20 protein-coding genes are annotated in these 21,161 nt (G+C 67.9%); 3 read left to right on the top strand and 17 right to left on the bottom strand.

The window, feature by feature from the left end:
• Window positions 1–8: 8 nt before the first annotated feature.
• From ACFWUU_RS12860 to ACFWUU_RS12780, 17 genes are all read right to left on the bottom strand, one after another.
• Entirely contained in the window at window positions 9–2,123 is a 2,115-nt protein-coding gene (locus ACFWUU_RS12860) for a hypothetical protein (protein WP_380175310.1), read from the bottom strand.
• Window positions 2,124–2,157: 34 nt separating this feature from the next.
• Window positions 2,158–2,367, bottom strand: a complete 210-nt coding sequence (locus ACFWUU_RS12855; protein ID WP_380175308.1) for a hypothetical protein — start codon at window positions 2,365–2,367, stop codon at window positions 2,158–2,160.
• Between the two features lie 188 nt (window positions 2,368–2,555).
• A complete protein-coding gene (locus ACFWUU_RS12850) occupies window positions 2,556–2,798 on the bottom strand; it encodes a hypothetical protein (RefSeq protein WP_380175306.1) in 243 nt (80 codons plus the stop codon).
• 25 nt (window positions 2,799–2,823) lie between these two features.
• A complete protein-coding gene (locus tag ACFWUU_RS12845) occupies window positions 2,824–4,935 on the bottom strand; it encodes a hypothetical protein (RefSeq protein WP_380175305.1) in 2,112 nt (703 codons plus the stop codon).
• Between the two features lie 47 nt (window positions 4,936–4,982).
• Window positions 4,983–6,626, bottom strand: a complete 1,644-nt coding sequence (locus ACFWUU_RS12840) for a phage tail protein (RefSeq protein WP_380175303.1) — start codon at window positions 6,624–6,626, stop codon at window positions 4,983–4,985.
• A 20-nt stretch (window positions 6,627–6,646) separates the two neighbouring features.
• A complete protein-coding gene (locus ACFWUU_RS12835) occupies window positions 6,647–8,866 on the bottom strand; it encodes a putative baseplate assembly protein (protein WP_380175302.1) in 2,220 nt (739 codons plus the stop codon).
• The gene (locus ACFWUU_RS12830; RefSeq protein ID WP_380175300.1) at window positions 8,863–9,252 is read right to left on the bottom strand and encodes a GPW/gp25 family protein; all 390 of its coding nucleotides are present in this window, start codon (window positions 9,250–9,252) and stop codon (window positions 8,863–8,865) included. Before ACFWUU_RS12830 ends, ACFWUU_RS12835 begins: the two co-directional genes overlap by 4 nt.
• Window positions 9,253–9,274: 22 nt before the next feature.
• Complete coding sequence (locus ACFWUU_RS12825; RefSeq protein WP_380175298.1) at window positions 9,275–10,954, bottom strand: phage baseplate assembly protein V; 1,680 nt, start codon at window positions 10,952–10,954, stop codon at window positions 9,275–9,277.
• A complete protein-coding gene (locus ACFWUU_RS12820) occupies window positions 10,951–11,706 on the bottom strand; it encodes a hypothetical protein (protein ID WP_380175296.1) in 756 nt (251 codons plus the stop codon). The genes ACFWUU_RS12825 and ACFWUU_RS12820 overlap by 4 nt, the downstream gene beginning before the upstream one ends.
• 1 nt (window position 11,707) lies before the next feature.
• Window positions 11,708–12,703 carry a DUF4157 domain-containing protein gene (locus tag ACFWUU_RS12815; protein WP_380175294.1) on the bottom strand — a complete coding sequence of 332 codons (996 nt, stop codon included), beginning with the start codon at window positions 12,701–12,703 and terminating at the stop codon, window positions 11,708–11,710.
• Between the two features lie 48 nt (window positions 12,704–12,751).
• Window positions 12,752–12,904 (bottom strand): DUF6760 family protein, encoded by a 153-nt coding sequence (locus tag ACFWUU_RS12810; RefSeq protein ID WP_380175292.1) that lies wholly within the window; start codon window positions 12,902–12,904, stop codon window positions 12,752–12,754.
• Window positions 12,901–13,269, bottom strand: coding sequence for a hypothetical protein (locus ACFWUU_RS12805; RefSeq protein ID WP_380175291.1), 369 nt, complete (start codon window positions 13,267–13,269; stop codon window positions 12,901–12,903). The genes ACFWUU_RS12810 and ACFWUU_RS12805 overlap by 4 nt, the downstream gene beginning before the upstream one ends.
• Window positions 13,266–13,706, bottom strand: a complete 441-nt coding sequence (locus ACFWUU_RS12800; RefSeq protein WP_380175289.1) for a phage tail protein — start codon at window positions 13,704–13,706, stop codon at window positions 13,266–13,268. Before ACFWUU_RS12800 ends, ACFWUU_RS12805 begins: the two co-directional genes overlap by 4 nt.
• A 20-nt stretch (window positions 13,707–13,726) precedes the next feature.
• Window positions 13,727–14,875 (bottom strand): phage tail sheath family protein, encoded by a 1,149-nt coding sequence (locus tag ACFWUU_RS12795; protein ID WP_380175287.1) that lies wholly within the window; start codon window positions 14,873–14,875, stop codon window positions 13,727–13,729.
• 25 nt (window positions 14,876–14,900) lie between these two features.
• The gene (locus ACFWUU_RS12790; RefSeq protein ID WP_380175285.1) at window positions 14,901–15,725 is read right to left on the bottom strand and encodes a Pvc16 family protein; all 825 of its coding nucleotides are present in this window, start codon (window positions 15,723–15,725) and stop codon (window positions 14,901–14,903) included.
• A 61-nt stretch (window positions 15,726–15,786) separates the two neighbouring features.
• A complete protein-coding gene (locus ACFWUU_RS12785) occupies window positions 15,787–17,955 on the bottom strand; it encodes an AAA family ATPase (RefSeq protein WP_380175283.1) in 2,169 nt (722 codons plus the stop codon).
• Between the two features lie 154 nt (window positions 17,956–18,109).
• Window positions 18,110–18,814, bottom strand: coding sequence for a BTAD domain-containing putative transcriptional regulator (locus tag ACFWUU_RS12780; RefSeq protein ID WP_380175281.1), 705 nt, complete (start codon window positions 18,812–18,814; stop codon window positions 18,110–18,112).
• Window positions 18,815–19,243: 429 nt separating this feature from the next.
• Here ACFWUU_RS12780 and ACFWUU_RS12775 point away from each other — a divergent pair, with 429 nt between their 5' ends.
• From ACFWUU_RS12775 to ACFWUU_RS12765, 3 genes are all read left to right on the top strand, one after another.
• Window positions 19,244–19,777, top strand: a complete 534-nt coding sequence (locus tag ACFWUU_RS12775) for a hypothetical protein (protein WP_380175279.1) — start codon at window positions 19,244–19,246, stop codon at window positions 19,775–19,777.
• 16 nt (window positions 19,778–19,793) lie between these two features.
• A complete protein-coding gene (locus tag ACFWUU_RS12770) occupies window positions 19,794–20,039 on the top strand; it encodes a hypothetical protein (protein WP_380175277.1) in 246 nt (81 codons plus the stop codon).
• A gap of 112 nt (window positions 20,040–20,151) precedes the next feature.
• Entirely contained in the window at window positions 20,152–21,117 is a 966-nt protein-coding gene (locus ACFWUU_RS12765) for an endonuclease/exonuclease/phosphatase family protein (RefSeq protein ID WP_380175275.1), read from the top strand.
• The last annotated feature ends 44 nt before the right edge of the window (window positions 21,118–21,161 follow it).

Below are 21,161 nucleotides of genomic sequence, written 5' to 3'. Positions count from 1 at the left end.
ACCTCCGGTCAGTCTCCGCCGGGGAACCGGCCGGCCAGCATGGCCTCGTGCTCGGGGTTCAGGATCACCGGTGCCGCACCCTCGCCGAACAGGTCCGGGTGCAGGTACCGCCCACGGGCATCGTCGGGTTTGGGTTCCTCGACCTGGATCCGGTGTGCCTGCGCCCACGCGTCCTGGCGTACGCCGAAGACGAGCCAGCACACCTGCGCGCCGGGCAGGTCCGTGTGCAGGCTGAATCTGTTGCCCTGCAGCGGTTGCGTCACGCCGACGGGGCTCGCGCCGCCAAGCACTGTCAGGTGATAGCTCACGTCTGCGTTCAGCGCCTCGACGTACGCCGGCAACTCGACGGTGGCGTTACCGTCCAGGTCCGTCGTCACCGTCCCGCGGTAGACGTTGAGCATCTCCGGAGACTCCACGAAGGAGTGTGAGAGGTAGGCGTTCGCGGGGTCGAGCGGATGATCGATCCGGAAGCCCCCTCCGCCCTTGTGCAGCGTGCCCGTCACGCTGACGTCGCCGAAGAACTGTCCCGCGGTGGGTCCAGCTGCGACCAGGCCGAACGAGTTTCCGGAGGTCCAGACTCCGGTGTTGCGGCCCTGGGCAAACACACCCGTCATACCGATGGCCTGGACGGCGGACCTGAACAGTCCATCCTGCGAGTTCGTGGCCGAGATCGCGACACCTGTCGACTCGACCCCGAGCTGCCCACCGGGACTGGTGGTACCGATGCCGACCGAGTCCCCACCGTTGAAGGACACGACCGTCCCGCCGGACTGGATTGCCAGGACTCCGCCGCCGACGTCGAAGATCCGCGAGCCGAACAGCGAGAGCGTCGCCGGCGCGTCGGGACGGCCGAACTCCACCTCGCCGTTCAGTCCCGGGGTCACGGTGAGCAGATCTTGCCGGGACCAGAGCTTGGCGCTTCCGCCGTTGGCGTACCACACCCACCGCTGCCCTGCGGCCGGAAACTCGACGAAGCTGCCGACGGCCCGGTCCGCGAACGAGAACCCGCCGACCGGGCCGCCGCTGTGCACCTCGCTGCCCTCCACGTGGACGATGCGCTGCGGCTCCCCCGCGACGTTGATCGCCAACTGTCCGCCGGCCGGCAGGGTGAGCCGCTTGTTGGTCACGTCGATGGTCAGTACGTCGGTACCGGACCACAGCCGTGCCGCGCCGGCCGACGCGTACCACTCCCAGCGCTCCCCCGCTGCCGGAACGTCGACATAGGAGCCGACCGCCCGGTCGGCGAATGAGAACCCGCCGCCCGTGCCGCCGCTGTGCACCGGCTCTCCCTCGACGTGCAGCGTCGTACGCGCAGGTCCGGGCACAGCGACCGACACGCGTCCCCCTCCGGACAGGAGCGACAGCGAAGCAAGGGCGGCGTCCACAGAGAGTAGGGGGACGTCCGATCCGCCGGAGCGTGCACTGAGCAGGAGGCCGCCATTCGCGGGGATGGCGAGCGCAGCGCCTTCTTGCTGCGACACACCAGGTGCTGGACCGCCCGTGGCGATCGGAGTGCGCAGCTCGAGCCTGCCCGCCGGCAGGCCGGCCAGGTGACGCCGACCCGCATCCAGTGCGGTCACCGCCCCGCCGGGCCCCAGAGTCACGGTCGCCAGGACGAGGATGCGTCCGTCGTCCGGTACGTCGTCAGGCCCCATCAACCGCAGCCACGGCGTATGAACCAGCACCGGCGCGTTGAAGAGCAGCCCTTGATCCTGCACCTCGCGGAAAGCGACCGTCAGCAGCAGAGGACCCGGTCCGGCCGAGTCGGTCGGCACGATCAGACCGCTGTCACCGACGGACACCGTCGGCACGTTGACCATCTGGCCCGGATCAACCGCCGGATCCACGATGGCCTCACCTCCCGCCGCCAGCGCGACGATCCGGCCCAGGGAGTCCAGAGCAGCGCCGGGTGCCACGGTGAGACCCGCCGTATCCAGCACCGCCGACACGGCCAGGCCATCCGCGACACCCCAGGAGTGCAGGCTCGACTCAGTCGCCCTGGATATGGGCAGAAGCCCGCTCTCCACGTCCGTGAAGCTCTCGCCGTGATTCGTCGAGCCGCTGCGAATCGTGTCGGTGGACAGGTTCCAGTACTGCGTACGGACGATCGGGGTGACGCTCACGGCATGACCTTTCGTTGTGGGCCTCGGCTGCAGGTCAGACCGCGGCGAGCCTGGTCTGGCCGGGATTGGACACGGACCACGTGCTGTTCGTCGGCGGGACGGCATTCGGCACCGGCGTGGTAGTCGTGCCCTGCGCGGAGCTCAGCAGCACGGGCACCTTTCCGACCGTCAACTTGGTGGCCGTCCCCGACGAGGCGGACTGGGTGATGCAGGGAGCAGGCAACGGAACCTGACTCGTCGTCACATGTGCACACTGCGGTGGTACGGGGGCTGTTGGCGGTGCAGCGGGCAGGAATGCCAGGCCCGCCTCCTGTCCCAGCAGGAGCACGCCCTTACCGCCGACCGTGAGGCGCGTTGAAACCGTGGCCACGCTGATCGTCCCAGCGTGGCCACAACCAACAGTTCCGCTCACGACGACGACCGGCTCGGCCATCAACCGACCTTCAGAACGGAGCCGCCGTCGTTTGTCGAAGCCATGGCGGGTGCCGGTTCGTCGCTCGGTCGCCCGGTCAGTTCTTCGAGGACCTGAATTGCCCCGCTGATCCGCAGCAGGGTCTCGCGAAGCGTCACCTCCTGGGCCATGACCTCTTGGAGGCGTCGTTGTCCCACTTCGTACTCGCGCTGCAGTTCCGACAGCCGTGACTGCGCCTGCTCCCGCGTTGTCGTATCCGCCATGATCGTTCGCTCCGCTCCGGTTCTCTCAGCCGACCAGCGTGCGGCCGGACTTCTCGGTCTCGACGGCCAGCGGTTCGACGTCCGCCCGCACAGCCTTGACCTCCCAGCAGAAGCGCTGAGAGGGATTGCGCCCGTCCGCCGCCCGCACCGTGAACCTGCCGCGGCGCACCGGTGAGGCGGCCAGGACGGCGACCTGCTCATCGTCGTCGCAGACGGCCGTGAGCATGACTGTGCGCTCTTCGGGGCGGACCAGCGCCTCGAAGTACTCCGGAAGAACCACCTCGGCCCGGCCGTCGACGAGCCGACCGGATCCGCGGTAGAAGACCGCCGCCTCCGGACCCTCGATACAGACGTGGTGCAGCGACCGGTTCTCCTGGTCGAGCGGGTGGTCGATGACGAAATGCTTCGTACCGTCGCTGTAGAAGGCACACCGGGGATTGGCGACGTCATCGCCTACGTAGACGCCACCAGTCGCGAACATGTCGAAGGTCGTAACTCCGCCGCCGGACCAGTCCGGCTTTCCCGGCGCGCCCCTGGTGCGTAGATTCCCGTCGACCACACCGTCGCCGTGCACCGCGAAGGTTGCCGCTGCAGCCCCGCCGACATGGACACTGCGGCCCGTCGACCAGTTGAGGAAGAGGTCGTCCGCGCCGTCGCTGCCCACCGCCTTGCCGTTGACGTGCCGGGCGGTCAGTACGCCGTTGCCGCCCGCGCCGACGTACACGTCGCCTGTCACACGCAGGTCGGCGCGGCCGCCGGCACCGACGTCGAGTGGCCCCGTGGCCGAGACCCGGCCGTTCGCTACATCCATGACGAGAGCAAAGCCTGCGCCACGGCCCCAGAACCCGGCATGTCCGTCGTCGGCCATTCCCACGAAACCGGCGTCCCCGGATCCGTTCTGGTGCAGCCAGATCCCCGCCGAGGCGCTACTTCCTTGACGTACCCGCATCCGGCGCGCGACATCGAGGCCACCACCTTCACCGGGCGCTCCGACGGTGAGCTGGTCGGTCCCCGACCACAATCTGGCGGTGCCACCCGCGGCGTACCAGACCCAGCGCTGTCCCGCGGCCGGGCTTTCGACAAAGGCGCCGACCTGGCGGTCCGCGAACGAGAACCCTCCGCCCGCCCCGCCGCTGTGCACCTCGGATCCCTCGACGTGCAGAGTACGTGACGGTGAGGCGGAACCGAGCCCTATCGCCACGTCCCCGGACGGCTCGATGACCAGGCGGTCGACAGCGCGTTCGACGTCCGTGAAGCGCCATCGGCCGTCCGCATCCACGAAGGTGCCGAACGTATGAGTAGACCCGCCGGCACGGTTGGCGAGCTGCAGTTCCGCACCGCCCACGGCGAGGTTGCCCGCGACGTTCAGGTCGTCCGCCACGAGGACCGCACCGCTCGGTCCGTCCACGGTGAGGCCGGCGGTGACCGTGCCGTCGCGGGCGGTCCGCTCCAGCTCGAGCCCGCCGTCGGCGCGCGACCTCGGGCGACTCCCGGTGGCCTGGCCCACGATCAGCGCCGCCGCTCCGCGGGAGGAGGTCGGGTGACGGGTCACAGTGTCGGTGACCGCGAGCGCGAGACGACGGCGATCGGCAACCAGCGCGGTGACCGCGCCGTTCGCGTCCAGCATTACCGTCGCGAGCGCGACACTGTGCTCGTTCTCGGTCCACGCGGCGACGGGCTCCAAGTGGAGCCACGGCGCGTGGTCGATCTCGGGTACCTGCCCCAGGTTCGCGGTCACCCAGACCTCACGGGGGACTATCGAAAGCACAAACTCGCCGCTGCTGCCGTCTGTCGGAACCGCGACCCCGTCAACGGGGACGTCCACCATGGGCACGTTCGTCTGTTGATCGGCCGGCAGAGTCTGGTCGATGACGGCAGTGCCGTCGACGACGAGGGCGGCGACCCGGCCCAGACCGTCGACGGCCACTCCCGGCGCGATCGTCAGCCCGGGCTGCCCCTGCACCGCACTCACCTGCAGTCCGTCCGCGACGCCTGGCTCGAACAGCGCACCGAGCGTGGTCCGCTCCATCGGCAGCAGGTATCCGTCGACGTCGGTCAGACTCTCACCGCGTTGGGTACTGCCGCCGCGGACGGGTCCCGTGTCGAGTACCCCGTAATACGTTCGACGCAGTCTCATGCTGGTTCCTTTCCGTCCGAAGTGCTGTGCCTGCTTGGCCGAGGTCCTCAGTTCGCGGTGATCCGGCCCCATTCGGTGTGAGCGGGACGGTTGTCCTCGACGACACTGCTGACGATCGCCAGTACCTGGCTCTCGGTCGCGGCCCGCTCGTCCTGGTCGATCGGCAGCCCACTCTCAAGAAAGTGGACGACGACGTCGAACCGGTACGGGCGCAGCCGCGGCCAGATCGGGGTGACCCCGGGCGCCTCCGGCTGGCCGGGGTCGCAGATGACGAGCCGGTCGTCAGCGGCAACCATCCCGGTCGGGAAGACCATGTGCCCTGCCACGCTGACCCGCACCGCTTGCGGCGTCGCTGCCTCTGGATCTACCTGATAGACAGCCGCGCTGTCGCACACCGCCCGGACGAACGCGTCCTGGTCGAGCTGCCGGAACGGCTTGATCCCGACATCCAGGACATGCAGAGCGCCGCCCCGGGTCTGGGTCACCGCGGTGGGCGCGACCAGAGGATTGGCCGTCGGCAGCAGCAGTGACTCCGTCCAGGCCGCAGCGTTCGTCCGGTCGACGACGACAAGGTTGCCGTTGAGCAGTCCGGGGCCGAGACCCTCCTGCTCGCGCCCGTCCCCGATCACCAGTGTCGCGTCGGGACGGACCAGCAGAGACAGCGGTTCAAGCACTGTCGTCAGCGCATGTCGGGTGACAGACAGCGGGCTCGGCGTGACGGTGACGATCTTCGGTGGGTTGGGTGTGCCAGGGCCGTCCCCACGGTCGAGCACGAGCAGGTCGCCGTTGACGTCGACCGCCATTGCCACCGGTGCGAACAGATTGTTGCCGACAGCCAGCGCGGTGACCGGTGTCGCGGTGGGAGCGTCGTACGGCGCGGCAACGGCGGTGAGTGTTCCACGCGCGTCGAGGATGTGGAGCGTCTCCGGCTGCCCGCCGCGTGGCGGTCTCACCGCGACACCGATCACCTGCCGGAACTGGGTGTCCGGGGCGACAGGCCGCGGCTTCGGCGGGGCACCGGCGTACGTGTAGTCGCCGGACGGAGTGAGCCGCCACACCCGGGGCCTCAGTGGCAACGGAACCGCCGTCGGCAGACCGACGTCGCCCACGAACAAGTCTCCCGCGCTGCCGCGGGCGATGCACCACGGACGTACCAGTCCTTCGGTCACGACGGTCGAACCACGCAGTACAGGGCCCTGGCTGACCATCACGCTGACCGGCGCGAGCAGGTCCGGTCGTGGCCTGGTGACGAGCACTCGGCTCCCGTCATCGATGGCCACTCGGGGCCTGGCCGGTCCCAGCGTGTGCAGAGCCAGATGGTCCAGCAATCCGCCCTTGAGCCCCCGGCGGCGATAGACGGCGGCGATCGAGGCCGTGACCCGTCTGCGCTGGTACTCGTCCCACAGCGGCTCGCCGCGCAGGGTCGGCAGGTCCAGGCCAACCCACGAGGCGAGGTACGGCAAGAACTTCTCCGGCGTCTTCCAGGCATCGAACAGGCGGTCGGTGCCGGCGACCACCTCGGCCACGGCCTCGTGAACATGGTCTCCGTGATCGAGCCGGACGTCGTCGTCGATCCCGGTGAGCACCTTCTCGACGATGCGCAGCCACTCGCCCAGGCTGATGCCGTCCGGCGGGTCCGCGTCCCGCCACAGCACCGGCGGCAGGTAACGAAGGTAAGAGCTCTGCTCCATGTCGTCTCCTCGCGCCGCGCTCAGCTGTCCGAAATCTGGGGCTGAACGTCGTGCTTGCCCGTAGCAGCGCAGACCAGCTCGTAGTCGGCGAGGCGGACCGAGGCCCCGAACCCGGACAGCGCAAACGGCCGCTCCAACGTCGGGTTGTAGTTGCCGTCCGTCCCGGTCGGGTTCAGTGGCGGATAGTGGTACGCCGGAGTGTCCGGCTTCACCTGCAGCGCCGAGATGTAGCCGAGGTCCCGGGCCGGCATGATCGCCTGGAAGAGGTCGGAGGTGTACACGTTCTGACCGACCCGCCACCCGGTGCCGTCGGGACCGCCGCGGGTCGGATGCAGGAAGGCGGCAATGCGGTCGAGGGTGTCGGCCCTGACGTCGTCCGTCTTCGCCCCCGCGGCCGCCGCTTCCTTCCAGATGACGACCTGAGCCTGCACGATGATCGGCAGGTACCGCGGACCGGTGACCTGCAGCTGGACGCCGATGTCGCGGCGCTGGTCGAGGTAATCACGCACCTGGTCGACGAGCTCCGGAGTCGGAGTCGGCCTCGGGACCGATTCGCCCTGGTCGGGAACGATGACGACAGTGACGTTCCCCGGCGCGCGCACCACCCCGGCGAACGTCCACGGATCACCGGCCTTCCAGGCCGGCAACTGGTCGAGCAGCTGCATCCGTGGCAGCAGGCATGCCGCGATGCTGACGCTCTTGTTGGGCTCCCCGGCGAGTATCGCGTAATCCTCCGCCGTCACAGCTCGGTCGCGGGTCTTCAGCTCGCGTGGCGCCCGGCGCAGCGTGTCGGCAACGGCTTCCTCGTCGGAGCCGTCGGCGGCCGGAGCCAGGTTCGTCACCGACCTCACCGCGGACAGCTTCTCGCCGGCCAGCGTCGTCCCCGGCTGTACCACTTGGCCGGCCGCGACGTTCCCGGCTCCACCGGAAGCGACGTAGCGGTAGGTGGCCCGGATCCGGTTGCCCGCCGCAGGGATGGAGCCACTCCCCTGCCGCGTCTGCGGATCGTAGTTGCCGAACGAGACCTCACCGACAACGGGATCAACCCGGTACGCCTCACCCGGACCCGCCGCGAGGTCCTCGACGGCGTTCCAGGCTTGCCACACCGGCGGCGTACCCGCGCCGACCTCCACGACGAGATGCCCGTACGGCGCGCGCGGATCCGGCGCCCGGTACAGCGGCCGGTAGCGCAGTGGGAAGGTCTGGAACGGCGTACCGGCACTCACGCCGAGGTCCTCGGGCACCCGGAGAGTCAATGCGGTGGAGGCGTGGGCGGCGTTGAACAGGACTCGGTCGATGCCGACGGCGGACTGGGCTGTGCCGCTGTTGACAAGGCGAAGTCCCAGCCAGAAACGCGGGCCGGTGTTGGCATCCGCAGGAGTCGCGGCGCTCACCGCACTCCAGGACGGCGTCGGCGTACCGTCAGATGCCGGCGCGGCGCGCTGCGCCGACCAGCTCGAGGGTGGTGTCAGGACCACGGTCCCGTCCTGACCCAGTGCCTGCGCCGGACCGCCGCCGGGCGGCAGGAACAGGGTTCCGTCCGTGAGCTCGGCGGCGGTGGTCTGCGTCCAAGCGATCGGCTCCACGGCCGCCGTCGAGTACACCCACGTGACGGCCACCCCTGGCGGCAGCGGCCGATACAGCCGAATGCCCAGCCTGGCGGCCTCTGCGGGCTTCGCGTCCAAGCCGAAGCAGAGCTGTACGGTCTTGCCTGCCGGGAGTGTGACGAGCGTCTTGGCCGCCGGCGACCCGATCAGCGCCGTGGTCACATCGCCGTAGGTCGCTGTTGCGGCCCCGTTGTCGAAGGGACCGACCTGCAGGGCGGTGTCGAGTTGCACGGGCACGACCCGTACCGGCTCGTCGGTCTCGAAGACGATGCCGGGCCGGCCCTCGGTCGCCGCGGTCTCAGCCTGAGCTCCGGCCGCGATGTCCACCGGTACGGCATCGCTGGTGAACGTGAGATACGTGTGAGCCGGTGTCGGCGGGTCGCGGGTGATCCCAAGAAGGTTGAGGAAGGCAACGTAGTTCTTCTCGGGCACCTGGTTCAGCCGGTACAGGACGCTTTCGGTCAGCCAGGCGAAGAGCTCGATGAGCGTGATACCGAGGTCGCTCGGGTTGTGGTCGGTCCAGGTCGGCGCGTACTTCGGGATCAGTGCCCGCATCTGGTCGACGAGGTCCTGCCAGGTCCGGTCGTCGAGGTCCGGCGGCTCGATACGTCCACGCTGAGCGTCGAACGTCATGATGTCGGCTCCAGGTAGAAGGGGTAGACGAGGTTGTGCACGTCCTGGTTGGTACGCAGCCGATAGGTGATCGTGATGAGCAGTTGGGCCGCGCGGTTGTCGTTCTCGACGACGACGTCGATCACCTCGATCCGCGGCTCCCACCGGGCCAGCCCCTCCGCGACGTAGTAGCGCGCGAGACCGGCGGTGGCGGCGTTGTTCGGTGCGAAGGCGAGCGTGCTCAGGTTGCAGCCGAACGTGGGCCGCATGACCCGTTCCCCGTAGTACGTGCCGAGGATGATCCGGATCGACTCCTCGACCTTGGGCGATCCGGCGGACTCGCTGAGTCCGGCCACGCCCAGCCGGAAGGGATGGCTGAGCCCGCGCCCGTACACCGCCTCGTTCATCGCCGCCCCCTCGTCCGCGCGCTCACGTGACATCCACCGAGGCCGCCGTCATCGCGATCTTTGTCGAGCCGGCGGCGGCTTCGAGATGGAGCTCCTGCTTGGCCGACAAGGTCAGGTTGCCATCGCCGGAGATCGAGATGTTGCCTTTGGCACTGATCGTGAGGCTGCCCGCCGACGCGATCGTGACAGCGCCGGTCTGCGAGTTCAGCACCACCTTGCTGCCCTGGGTGTCCTGGATCGTCACCGACCGCGACTGGTCCGAATCGTCGAAGGTGACGGTGTGTCCGGCAGGAGTCTTGATGACGCGCTTGCTGGGATTCCGCTCCGGCGGCAACTGCTTCGCGTTCCACAGGCCGCCGAGGACGTAGGGCTGCGAGAGGTCGCCGCCCTTGAAGGCGACGAGCACCTGATCACCGGAGGCAGGCAGCCAGTAGTGCCCGCTGCCGGAGCCGGCGCCGGGCTGGACGCAGGGCGCCCATCCTGTCTCCGTCTCGTCCGACAACTCGGTCAGCCGCAACCTCACCCGGCCCAGGGGCGTCACGGGCGGGATGGCCGTCAGCTCCTTGTTGTCGATGACCTCGGCAACCATGACGCCGTAGAACTTCTCGGCGTGCTCTGGCCCGGGCACGTCGACGGCCCTCTTCCGCAGCAGGCCGAGCAGACTCGACTGGCCGCGCTGGGAGATCGAGAAGCTGGTGCGGAATCCTCCCGAGTCGATCGTGTGCGTGACCTTGCGCGCCCGGTAGGTGCCGGAGAACCGCTTGCCGACACCCTGGATCTCGACGTACTTGCCGGCAGTCAGGTCCGGCAATCCGACGCACGACCCGTTTCCCTCGTACATCCCCTCCAGCAGGTCGGCGAGCACCGACCGCGCGATCTCCACTGCACTGAACGAGCTCGCGATGGTGTGGTCCCGGATCCCCTCACGAACCAGGGAGGTGACCAGGTCCATGGCCGAGCTGCCCAGCCGTTCGAGGAGGTTGTCGGTGTTGAGGTCCGTCGCGAGTGCAGCGGCGTAGATGCTCTGCGCCAGTTCCTGGTTGTATCCGCGGATCACCTGTAGGCCGGCCACGCCCGCGCCGGAGATGCGGGCGGTGAAGCTGGACAGGTTCTTGCCCCACTGGAGAACCTCGGCGGCCAGCTGGGGCCGGGGGAACTGGAAGTGCAGTCTGTCCCATTCCACGTAGACGTCGAAGTAGTGCCGCTTGGCAAGCGACTTCAGCAGGGTGAAGTCACTGTCGGTCTGCGAGAGGGGTTCGAGTAGCGGCGGCGTGGGGTCGACCAACGGAATGAGGCCGTTCTCGACGGCGATCCGGGCCGCGATGACGCTGGGACTGGTGATGCCGTACGTCGTCGGTTTCGGCTGATTGCGCCGGAGCTTGTGCGACTTGTCGTAGCCGGTCACCTGGATCGTGGGCGGGCCGTCCTGCGGGAAGCTCGGCGCGACCGAGGTCACCTCACCGAGGAAGGCCGGCTGCAGGTCGTTGCCGTACCCGAGGTGGATCTCGACCGTCTTGCCGATGTCCAGGAGGGCGGAGTCGAGCAGCGTGTTGTCCGGGTTCCGCAGTACGAGCGAGAAGGTACCTGCCATGTCCAGGTCGGTTTCGACGGTCAGGCTGACGATCTGCTCGGTGAGGTCCGAGGCCAGGGTCACGCCGGACAGCACGATCTCGAAGCGTGGTGCGTAGAACGGCTGGGTCATGGCACCCGCCTCTCGGTGCCGGTACCGGCCGCGCGTCCCCGGGGCGGGATCATCAGCGTCGTTCCCGGCGGTACGCCGAGCGGATCGTCGATCTTGTTCGCGCGGGCGATCTCGCGCCACAACGCGGGATCTCCGAGATAGGCCGCCGCCAGACCGGCGAGGGTGTCGCTGACGCTCATGACGTGCAGCGCGGTGGTGACGCCGGTCATCGCGCCCACGGCGTTCGCAGCCGCTGACACGGTCGGCGAGCCGAAGAACACGCCCTGATGGATGTCGACCTCGAGGCGCACGTACTCCTGGAAGCGGACGGACAGGCTGCTACGCACCGGCGTACCGTCGGGCAGGAACATCGTGTAGCGCTGGCCGGCGTCCACCAGGACGCACTGGAACTGCAACCGTCCCAACGAGAACAGCAGAATCGGTGGCGCCTGCTCGTTCGGATCCTTGTCGAGCAGCTGGACGACGGGGGCGGTGAAGGTACGGACGTCCTCGCCCGTCTCGTACGTGTCGAAGAACAGCTCCATCGACAGGATCCTGGCCTTGCCCCGGACGTACTGCACGGGTGGGGTGCTCAGGCCCGGGATGCCCACCTCTGCGAAGGTGTTGCCCTGCTCGAGCTTCACTTCCTCGGGGTTGTACATCACCGAATGGGTCTCGTGCGTGAAGGTGTTGATGATCGTCGCCTTGGCCAGGGCGCGGGTCGGCGAGGCGACTGCGGCCAGCCGGCCGGTGAGAATGTTCGGCTCGCTCACGTCAGCCACCTCGCTCGTACTCGCTCATGATCTGACGCATCACGTCCGCCACCACGCCCCGGCGCAACGATTCGAGATCGACGGCCGGCGGCCCGTCCAGGTCTCGATCGGTCGCCGCACGTGCGGCTTGCGGTGCCGTGGCGTGCACGGCCGCCCCCGGCATGGCGGCTGATTGCCTCGGTGCGCCCGGCCCTGCTGCTGCGATGCTCACTGGCGCGGTACCAGTGGCAGCGCCCGCCCGGTAGGCACCGCCGGCCGGCTGCGTTCCTGAGTCCGTGCGTCTGGCGTCATCGCGACGCGCACGTCCAGAACCCGGGCGAGTCGGCTCGTCCGCCGAACCGCCGAGGACGTGACGTTCATGGTCCCGGGCCAGTCGCTCCTCGGCATCTGTGCCGACGGCGCGCCTCCAGCCGCTGCCGGGGTCAAGCAGGGCAGCTACGTGGGTGGCCTCGTGCGTGAGGAGCGCGATACCGTCCTCCCGTTGTGGCGCATACCGGTCCTGGCGGACATGGACATCGCGGCCGATCGTCACGGCGTCCGCGTCAGCCGCACGCGCGACCGCGTCGGCGTCGGGGCCGACGTGTACCTCCATGGCGTCAGCGGCCGGGCCTACGAGTCCTCGCAACCGAGACCGCACCGAGGACGGGACTTCGCGTACTTCGCTCTCCTCCTGCCGCCCCTCGCCGTACTCCGGAGCGCGCTCAACTGGACGGGCCACCCGGCCGGCAGGCTGCTGCGTCGCGCCGACCGAAGACCACCGGTCGCGCGCGGCGATGTCCGTGTGCGGGCGTTGCTCGACGCGCTCGAACCGCTCGCCCGACAGCTCGGCGAGCTGTTCGACCCGCCTCGCGAGGACAGCGAACGGCCTCGCCCAGGCCAGGCCGGGCACGTAGCCGGCGATCCGCGCGCGAGCCTGGGCATCCAGTTGCCGACCGAGCGTCGGCCGCGGCGACGCATCGGACGTACGTCGCTCCTCCTCGGGCGATCCGTCGTCCATTGCGATCCTCCTCTCCGTTTCGGCTCCGGCGTCGCTCCGCGATCCGGCTCAGCCCTCGCCCGCCAGCTGCGCGCTGACCTCACCGACCCAGCGCAGCCGCTGCGCGTGGTCGAGGCCGAGCAGCTCCTCGAGGGTCCAGTGGACGTGACGTCCGAGGAAGGCGACCTCGTGGTGAACCCGGTCCACGGGGTAGCCGGTCATCCCCCCAACGGCACCACCTCGACGACGTGCTCGGCGCCGCACTGCGGGCAGGTCACTGCCATCTGGGTCGAAGTGAGCCCGTTAAGCCGGTTGTAGAGGTCCTGCAGATACGCCAGATCCTCGGAGAACAGCCCTTCGACCACGCCGGCGTGCACCTCCGGCAGGCTGCCCAGCTTGGTCACCACCCGGGAAAGGACCAGGACGATGAGGTACGCCGGCCAGTTGCGAACCCGGGGGTCCTTGAGCGGGTAGATCTCGTCCGCGGCGGTCGCCAGGCGCATCACACCCGTCCGGTGCACGGTGCCGGTCGCGTCGACGTACCCTTTCGGCAGCTCGAACTCGACCTCGGTGACGAGGGCCGTCACGCTCGCGTCAGCCCTTCGTGCGCGAGCGTCAGCGTCTCGATCGCGACCTCGTTGCCCTTGGCCGAGAACGACGGCAGCTCGCACTTCGTCGGCCAGGCGCGGATGAAGTTCCACCGGGCCCGCTCGGTGCTCGCGTCGAAGTCGAAGAGGATCAGCGTGCCGTGCTTACGCACCACCTGACCGTCGATGATCTGCTGCCGCCAGTTCCACAGGTCGAGGTTGTCGGTGATCCCCCACTTGAGCGTAATGTCGCCGTACGCCGTCTTGCCGGGCAACTTGTGCACCGTCGTGTTGTCGCCGCCCTCGCGGTACTCGACGACCTCCGTCGTCGACGACAGACCGCTGCACTCGCTGAAGCCGGCCTGCGTGATCCCGTCGATCTGCACCAGGAAGTTGAAGTTCCGGTACGGGTCTACGAGCTGTCCTGTCTGTGCCATCGCCATCTCCTCCGGTCCCGCTAGTTTTCGGTGGACCGGGAACCGTCGTCCCAGAGCCCGATCCGGATGACGACGAACTCGGCCGGCCGGGTCGGAGCCACCCCGATCTCGATGACCACCTGTCCGGCGGCACGCAGCGCCGCGGGGTTGAGTTCCTCATCGATCCGCACGTAGAAGGCTTCCTTCGCCGTCCGGCCGAACAACGCGCCGGACTGCCACACACGCGTCAGGAACTCGGTCACGGTCAGATCGAGGCTCTTCCACAGACCGGTGGTGTTGGGTTCGAAGACTGCCCAGCGCAACCCGTCCAGCAGAGACGCCTCCAGGAAGGCAACCAGCCGCCGCACGTTCACGTACCGCCAGGCCGTCCCGTCTGTGAGGGTGCGCGCGCCCCAGAGCAGTGGGGGCCGGCCGGGGAACACCCTGACGGCGTTGATGTTCGCGTGGTTCAGCGCACCCTGTTCGGTGTCGTTCAACAGGTACGAGACGTCGCGGGCGCCTCGAACCACCTGGTTCGCCGGTGCCTTGTGGACACCGACGGTGGCGTCGCAACGGGCCATGATTCCCGCCACGTGGCCCGACGGCGGCACGAGCGTCGTGGTCGACGGTGTCGGCGCCGGATCGTCGACCACGATCCAAGGCCAGTACAGGCCACCCCAACCGCCCTGGGACAGCAAGGCACCGCGCTGGGTCTGCAGTGGCCCTCCTGCCTTGAGCGGGGCAGTGTCGTTGGCGCCGTCGAGGATCGCGAAGCGGTTGGCCATCGCCTCGCAGTGCGCGAGGATCGCGCCCTGGATGCCGGAGTCGACTGCGCCCGGTGCGCACACGAGGCTCGCATCCCGCACCCTGGTCAGACTGTCGAGCGCCGCCGTCATCCCGGCGGAGTCCTTGATGTCCTTGACCGGGACGATGTAGGCCGTCGTACCGCCGTTGTCGAAGAATCCGCGGACCGCGTACGGCAGCGGCTGCCCGGTCTTGAAACCACCGAACTGGTCGACGTACCCGGTCCAGCTGGTGATCGGCACGGGTATACCGAGGTTCGCGGCCGGCACGCTGCCGACCGCTGTGCCGATCAGTACGGCGGTACTTGTTCCGACACCTGTGATCGGCCCGGCGGCCGGTTCCTCCTCGATGTAGACGCCTGGCGCCTTGGTCTCGTAGTCGACCATGCTTTCTCTCCTCGGCGATGCCGGGTCAGGGCCCGGTCAGGATGACGTCGTGTACCTGCGCGCCGGCCGCGTAGTCGACGTGCCTTGTGGTGTCGGGGTTACCGGCTGTCTGGACGGTGAGGGTGTAGGCGCCGTAAGGGACGTCGGTGAAACTGAAGCCGCCCAGCGCATCGACACCGGTGCTCCGTCCGGCCTCCATCAGCTGGACGGTGGCTGCCGGGACTGCGTCTAGTGCACTGGTCAGCACTCGGCCGCGCAGCACAGGGTCCCCGACCAGCCCGCCACGCAGCTGCACGGAAGTGACCTGCGGGTCGGTGCGGGTCTCCGGGAACGGGACCGTTGCCAGCGTCACGGTCAGGGACAACGCAGGCCGCGGTGCGATCCCCAGAGCCGACCAGAACTCGCTGATGGACTGCCCCTCACGCCGCTGGGCAACATTGATCGTGACGGGGTACGGCTGAGGCGGGGACTGCAGAAGCCCGTGAAGATGGCCGGCGTCCAGCACCGGGAACCTGCAGAGCCACTGCAGCGTCAGGCCGAGAATCTGGTGCTCCTCGGCGGACTGCAGCCCACCGCTCTTCGTGGACCATGCCGTGACGAGGTAGGTGCAATCGACCCTGACAGCAGGCCGTCGAGTCAGATACCCCTGGGCAACGCGTTCCGTCACGGGTGTGTCGTCACGCAGCGCGCGGTTCTCCTCCACTTCATACAGGAAGAGATTGAGCGTCGCCTGGGCCGGAGCGAAGCTCTTGTCCGGCACGGCGAAACTCACGTCCGCGCTACGTACCGGCGCCGGAGCTGCCGGGTCGTCCAGCATCGCGGCCAGGCTGGCGTCGAGATCGTCGAACATCTCCCCCACCCCCTCAGCTCGTGCATCCTCGACCGATCGCGTGCGCGTCGATGTGTTTCGGTCAGGGGGAGGGACCGGTTGCGACCTTGCCTATCTTTTCGTGCTCGCGCCGCGTCGCCGCGAGCAGTTGGTCCATGCCGATCGGCGTACCCTGGGCGGCCGCGAGGAACGCGGCGGCGAGCACGATGTTCTTGATGTTGCCGCCGGACAGCCGGTGCCGTGCCAGCAGGTCGATGTCCAGGTCCGCCGCCAGCGGCGCCCCCGGCGGCAGGCACGCCTGCCAGATACGACGGCGCTCGGGGACGTCCGGGAAGGGGAACTCCACGACCACCTGCAACCGCCGGACGAACGCCTCGTCCAAGTGGTGCCTCAGGTTCGTCGCGAGGATGGCGAGTCCGTCATAGCGCTCCATCCGCTGCAGCAGATAGGCGATCTCCATGTTGGCGTAGCGGTCGTGGGAGTCCCGGACCTCCGAACGCTTCCCGAACAGCGCGTCCGCCTCGTCGAAGAAGAGGATGGCGTCGGTATCGGCAGCGGCGGTGAACACCCGCTCGAGATTCTTCTCCGTCTCCCCGATGTACTTACTCACCACGCTGGACAGATCGATCGTAAAGAGGTCGAGACCGAGCTCGGCGGCGATCACCTCGGCGGCCAGGGTCTTGCCGGTTCCAGGCGGTCCGGCGAACAAGGCGGCGTTGCCTTTGCCGGTGGCCAGCTTCGCGTCGAATCCCCAGTTCTCCATCACCTCGTCGCGGTACTCGATCCTGGCGGCCAACTCACGCAACTGACCGATGGCCTGGTCGGGCAGAACGAGGTCGGCCCAGGCACGTGTGGGCACGATCCGCCGGGCGAACGACTCCAGGGCCCGGCCGCCTGCTCGCCGCCCTGCGGCATACAGATCCGGCGCGCCAAGCCAGGTTTCATCGCCGGCAGCGCGGGGGCCGTGCCCGCACGCCCGCAGGACAGCGCCGGTCGCGGCGGTAAGGGCTGCGTCTTCGATCTGCCCGGCCGACAGACGGAAGCGCTGTGCGACCGCGGCCACGTCACAGTCATGTGCACGTACTCCGGCAGCACGCAGGGCGTCACCCCACAGGCGCCTGCGGCGAGCTGCCCCGGGCAGCCGGAACGGTACGTCGAGCACCCCGAGCGGAGCGTCCGCCGCTGTCGGTACCCAGCGGTCTCTCGTCGCCAACACGACCGTTCCCTGAAAGAGTGCCAGGGCTGCAGCCAGCTGTGCAGTCTCTGCCTGCAGCATGTCGACGTTCTCGAGATACACCAGTGAGCCGCGCATCGCCGCCTCGCGAAAGACCAGCCGAAGCCGATCAGGCACCTCGGCGGATTCGCTGACCAACGCCTGCAGATCGACGACGAGCAACGGAAGCCCGAGTCGCGTCGCGACGAGCTTCGCTGTCCCCAGGCGACCGCTGCCCGGCGGTCCGCTGAAGGACAGCCGCAGTGGGCGCCGATTCAGCGTCCCAGCCACCAGAGCGGCAAGCGGTGTGACCAGCTGCTCGGCATCCGACGGGCCCAGCTCGGGCATCGCCGGCACCGTGCGGCAGAACGACGCCAGTCGCGGGTCGAGGCCGTCCTGCCCGATCAAGGCCGACACGATCTGCGGGTCCACGGCGATCCGCTGCGCGATCAGCGGACCCTCCGCGGACCGCTCGTCGGCGCTGATCCCGAGCAGCCCGTTCGCGATCAGCGGTGCCTCGGGACCGAACAGCCCGAGTGCAGCGATCCGCTGCTGCGGCGAGACCGTCAGCAGATCGAGCGCAAGATTGACGGTCGGACGGCGCGCCGACACGTCGTCCTGGAGGTAGCCGTACAACCGCTCGTACCGCAGATCGACGTCCGGTCCCAGGGCGAGCAACACGACATCGAGCTCGAGGTCCGTCAGTCCGTACGTGTCCCGGACCCAGCCCCAGCGAGGGCAGTCCCTGGCCACATCGAGCCACGACGGCGCGTCGGCATCGGTGAGGCCGACCATCCCGACGAACGGCTCGCCCGGCGGACGGGCCAAGGACATCTCCACCTGCTCAGCCGTGAGATACAGACCACGGTAGTCGTCGGAGGCGGCGCCCGGTCCGTACCGCTGACGCGCCGCGGTCACAGCACAGGACAGCAAGAGGTCGAGGCGACGGAAGGCGAGGAATCCAGCAAGCGGCGTCGGTGGCTCCGAGTCAGCTGACGTCACGCCTTCCCGGCTGAACTCCGCCGCGGCGCCGAGCATGCCGTCTCCTTTCAGCGGAGTGTCGAAGGATCCAGTCCGCGAACGCGGTGCACTACATGCTGAATCCCCGAGCCAACTCCGCGGCCCGTCACGCCCGCGTCACCGGCCCGAGCACCTCGTCGAGCAGCCGGTGACCAAGTCCACCACCCAGCCGTCACGTCGGCGTCAAAGTCCTCTTGCGCTCGGGCAGCAGCTTCGCCAACCGCGATGACGGTTCGAGGTCGAGCTCGCGTCGGAGTAGTGCGCGGAACATCCCGTATTGATGTATCGCGTCCGAGACATTGCCCTCGGCGAGATAGACCGACATCAGGACCGCGTTCGCAGTTTCACGCAGTGGCTCGGTTCGGACGGCTTCCAAGGCGAGACGCAACGCCAGATCAAGCCGTTGCTTCTCGATGAACCGCTGCGCAGCGACCTCGAGCGCATGCAGCCGCAACTGATTGAGTCGCTCGCGCTCGAAGACCACCCAATCGTCGTACCAGCCGGAAAGAAGCTCTGGCTGACAGAGGATCCCCGCAACTGACTCGTCGACCGGCTTCGAGTCAAGCACCACACCGACGGCTTGCTCCAGAGCAGCGCTGTCCACCCAGGTGGTCGACGACAGATGCATCCCGTCGCCTTCCACCCTCAGCAGCCCAGGCGCCAAACGTTTCGTCCGCCAAACGGCCGTGCGCAGACTGGCCAACGCCTGCTGTTCAGGAACCTCAGGCCACAAGGAACCCGCGATCAAGCACCTGTGCGACGGTCCGCGTAACCCCAGGAACGCAAGCAATCGCTGCATGCCGAACGGCGTTTCGAGCGGTCTGCCGTGCCGCTCGCACGAGAAGCGGCCAAGCAGCGACAGCCGTGACCCATCCATTGCACGCCCCCTGCCCCCAAAGCGTCCAAGACGCCCTGCTCCACTCTGGCACGCTCACACACCCCGACGCCATGCCCGACGCTTCGCCGCGAGAACCCTCAAACGTTTGACCGCCTGGCTCCGGAGCGCTGCTTGTGTACGACATGTCCCGGATTCATGACGTCCCCGAGGAACGATCCGATCCAGACATGATCGAAATGCTTGAATTACTGGTGCCGCCGATCTCCTGCCGTTGACATCAGCAATTCTCCTTCGCATACTGCGCATTAGGGGGTTGGGTTCGCGATAATTCATCGCGAGGTTCTGTTGTGCGTTGGCATTGCCGGTGGCCGGCGATGCTGTCCGATGCGTCCTTCGTGTCCGAAGGCGTTATCGACCGACTGCTGGTGCATCTCGTCCGGCCCTCGCCTGACGACGGAATGAGCGATCATGGTAGACGAGGTAATCTCCGTTTCCGCCGCAAGCCTCCTCGGACGTGCGAATCGAAATCTCCAGGACGCTCTCGAAGATCTCGACGGGATTCTCCAGACCGTCGGCTCGAGCCTCGCAGGACCTGAGATCGACGGGCCACCAGGTCAGCGGCCGGCGTCCTTTCGAGAAGCTCTCGAGAGCACCCAGTTGGATCTGATCAAATTGCTCGGGAGGCTGCGCAGCACCTCGGACATCCTTCAAGTGCTCACTCCGACCAAGCAGGCATCTACCACGCCACGGCTATCCGCCGACCAACCGGGGGACGCACAAGAATCATCGCGCACGGTTCCCCTTGCCGGGGTGTCAGTGACAACCCTGCACCGGATGACTGAGATCCAGGACTCTCTGAAGCTCACCGAGCAGGAAGCCTTCGAGCGATGCGTCGCAACCCAGGCCTACGTCGACGATCGCTTACGCGGCGGGTGGCGGTTCTTCGTGACCCGCGGCCGCGAACGTCGTTCGGTGTCGTTCCCAGGTCAACAGGCTGTATAGATGGGAAGGATCTGAGATGGCGGCAACAAAGTGGGATCCCGTCGATGCTGCGGCGGAGCGCGAATCATCGCGCCGCATCATCTCCGTACTGGTCTTCGGCACCTTTGCCTTGACGATCGTCGCGGCCTTTCTGACCGTCTGGTTGATCGACGACGGCGATCTCGCCAGTCGCGCGGACGTCGCGTTGCGCATCGGTTCGCCGGTCGTCGCTATCGTCGGCACCGTCCTCGGATTCTATTTCGGGCGCGAATCCACGACCTGACAGCAGCGCCGACACAGGGCGTTCAAAACGTCCTGTACTGCGGGGGAATCACAGTGACCGAGACAATTCATGACGTCCTGCGGCCTTGGTACCAGTGTCCGGGTGGTGCGTCATGACGACAATCGTGACGCCGCCCGGCGCGATCCCTGCCGACGCCGCCGCCGACCTCGACCGCATCAAGGCAGCGCTGAAGCTGGTGATCCCCGAGAAGACGATCGACAACCTGCTGATCGGGAGCTGGAACATCCGTGCCTTCGGCGGCCTCGCCCCCCGATGGAACTCGGTCGAAGGAGACAGTCCTCGACGCGACTGGCACGCCCTGGCCTGCATCGCCGCGGTCATCGACCGGTTCGATGTGACCGCGGTCCAGGAGACGCGCCGCGACACGACAGCCTTGATTGCTGTCCTTTCGCTGCTCGGCCCGCACTACCATGTCATCGCATCGGACGTCACCGCGGGCGATCCCGGTGGCGACGAACGTCTTGCCTACATCTACGACAGCAGACGACTCCAGCCTTCCGGCCTTGTCGGCGAGATCGTGCTACCGGCTGGAGCGAATGGTCCGATCAAGCAGTTCGCCCGCACGCCGTACGCTGCCGGATTCGTCCGCGGCAACACCGACTTCATCCTGACCACCGTGCACGTCGTCTGGGGCGATGGCCCGCGGGACCGGATCGACGAAGTGACCGCCTTCGCTACCTGGATGCGTAGCTGGGCCAACCGCCCGAAGGACTGGAACCACAACCTCCTTGTCCTCGGTGACTTCAACCTGGATCGACTCGGCAACCCGTTGTTCGAAGCGTTCGTCTCGACCGGGCTTTGGCCGCCGTCCGAGCTCGACATGGTCCCGCGCACCATCTTCGACAACCCCCACAGCCATCACTTCTACGACCAGGTCGCCTGGTTCAACGACCCCACCAAACCGGGGCTACCATCTCTCCTCGACGGCCTGACCTACACCCACCGAGCCGGCAACTTCGACTTCGTGCCACACATACTCACCGATCTCGACAAGACCCGGCTGTCCTGGCGCATCTCCGACCACTACCCACTCTGGCTCGAATTCGCCGTCTCCTGAGGCACATTCTCGGTCACACGAGCCTCAGCCGGCTCCTCAACCAT

The sequence above is a fragment of the Kribbella sp. NPDC058693 genome, assembly GCF_042715335.1.
Classification (GTDB): domain Bacteria; phylum Actinomycetota; class Actinomycetes; order Propionibacteriales; family Kribbellaceae; genus Kribbella; species Kribbella jiaozuonensis.
Note: the sequence above shows the minus strand (reverse complement) of the source record. Positions and strands in the feature narration are given on the sequence as shown.

Coding starts and splice junctions, on each gene's coding strand:
- ACFWUU_RS12810 (WP_380175292.1), bottom strand. CDS start 12,904: ATGACCGGCTACCCCGTGGACCGGGTTCACCACGAGGTCGCCTTCCTC.
- ACFWUU_RS12770 (WP_380175277.1), top strand. CDS start 19,794: ATGGCGGCAACAAAGTGGGATCCCGTCGATGCTGCGGCGGAGCGCGAA.
- ACFWUU_RS12830 (WP_380175300.1), bottom strand. CDS start 9,252: ATGAACGAGGCGGTGTACGGGCGCGGGCTCAGCCATCCCTTCCGGCTG.
- ACFWUU_RS12775 (WP_380175279.1), top strand. CDS start 19,244: ATGGTAGACGAGGTAATCTCCGTTTCCGCCGCAAGCCTCCTCGGACGT.
- ACFWUU_RS12765 (WP_380175275.1), top strand. CDS start 20,152: ATGACGACAATCGTGACGCCGCCCGGCGCGATCCCTGCCGACGCCGCC.
- ACFWUU_RS12780 (WP_380175281.1), bottom strand. CDS start 18,814: ATGGATGGGTCACGGCTGTCGCTGCTTGGCCGCTTCTCGTGCGAGCGG.
- ACFWUU_RS12815 (WP_380175294.1), bottom strand. CDS start 12,703: ATGGACGACGGATCGCCCGAGGAGGAGCGACGTACGTCCGATGCGTCG.
- ACFWUU_RS12795 (WP_380175287.1), bottom strand. CDS start 14,875: ATGGTCGACTACGAGACCAAGGCGCCAGGCGTCTACATCGAGGAGGAA.
- ACFWUU_RS12825 (WP_380175298.1), bottom strand. CDS start 10,954: ATGACCCAGCCGTTCTACGCACCACGCTTCGAGATCGTGCTGTCCGGC.
- ACFWUU_RS12800 (WP_380175289.1), bottom strand. CDS start 13,706: ATGGCACAGACAGGACAGCTCGTAGACCCGTACCGGAACTTCAACTTC.
- ACFWUU_RS12790 (WP_380175285.1), bottom strand. CDS start 15,725: ATGTTCGACGATCTCGACGCCAGCCTGGCCGCGATGCTGGACGACCCG.
- ACFWUU_RS12785 (WP_380175283.1), bottom strand. CDS start 17,955: ATGCTCGGCGCCGCGGCGGAGTTCAGCCGGGAAGGCGTGACGTCAGCT.
- ACFWUU_RS12845 (WP_380175305.1), bottom strand. CDS start 4,935: ATGAGACTGCGTCGAACGTATTACGGGGTACTCGACACGGGACCCGTC.
- ACFWUU_RS12835 (WP_380175302.1), bottom strand. CDS start 8,866: ATGACGTTCGACGCTCAGCGTGGACGTATCGAGCCGCCGGACCTCGAC.
- ACFWUU_RS12850 (WP_380175306.1), bottom strand. CDS start 2,798: ATGGCGGATACGACAACGCGGGAGCAGGCGCAGTCACGGCTGTCGGAA.
- ACFWUU_RS12840 (WP_380175303.1), bottom strand. CDS start 6,626: ATGGAGCAGAGCTCTTACCTTCGTTACCTGCCGCCGGTGCTGTGGCGG.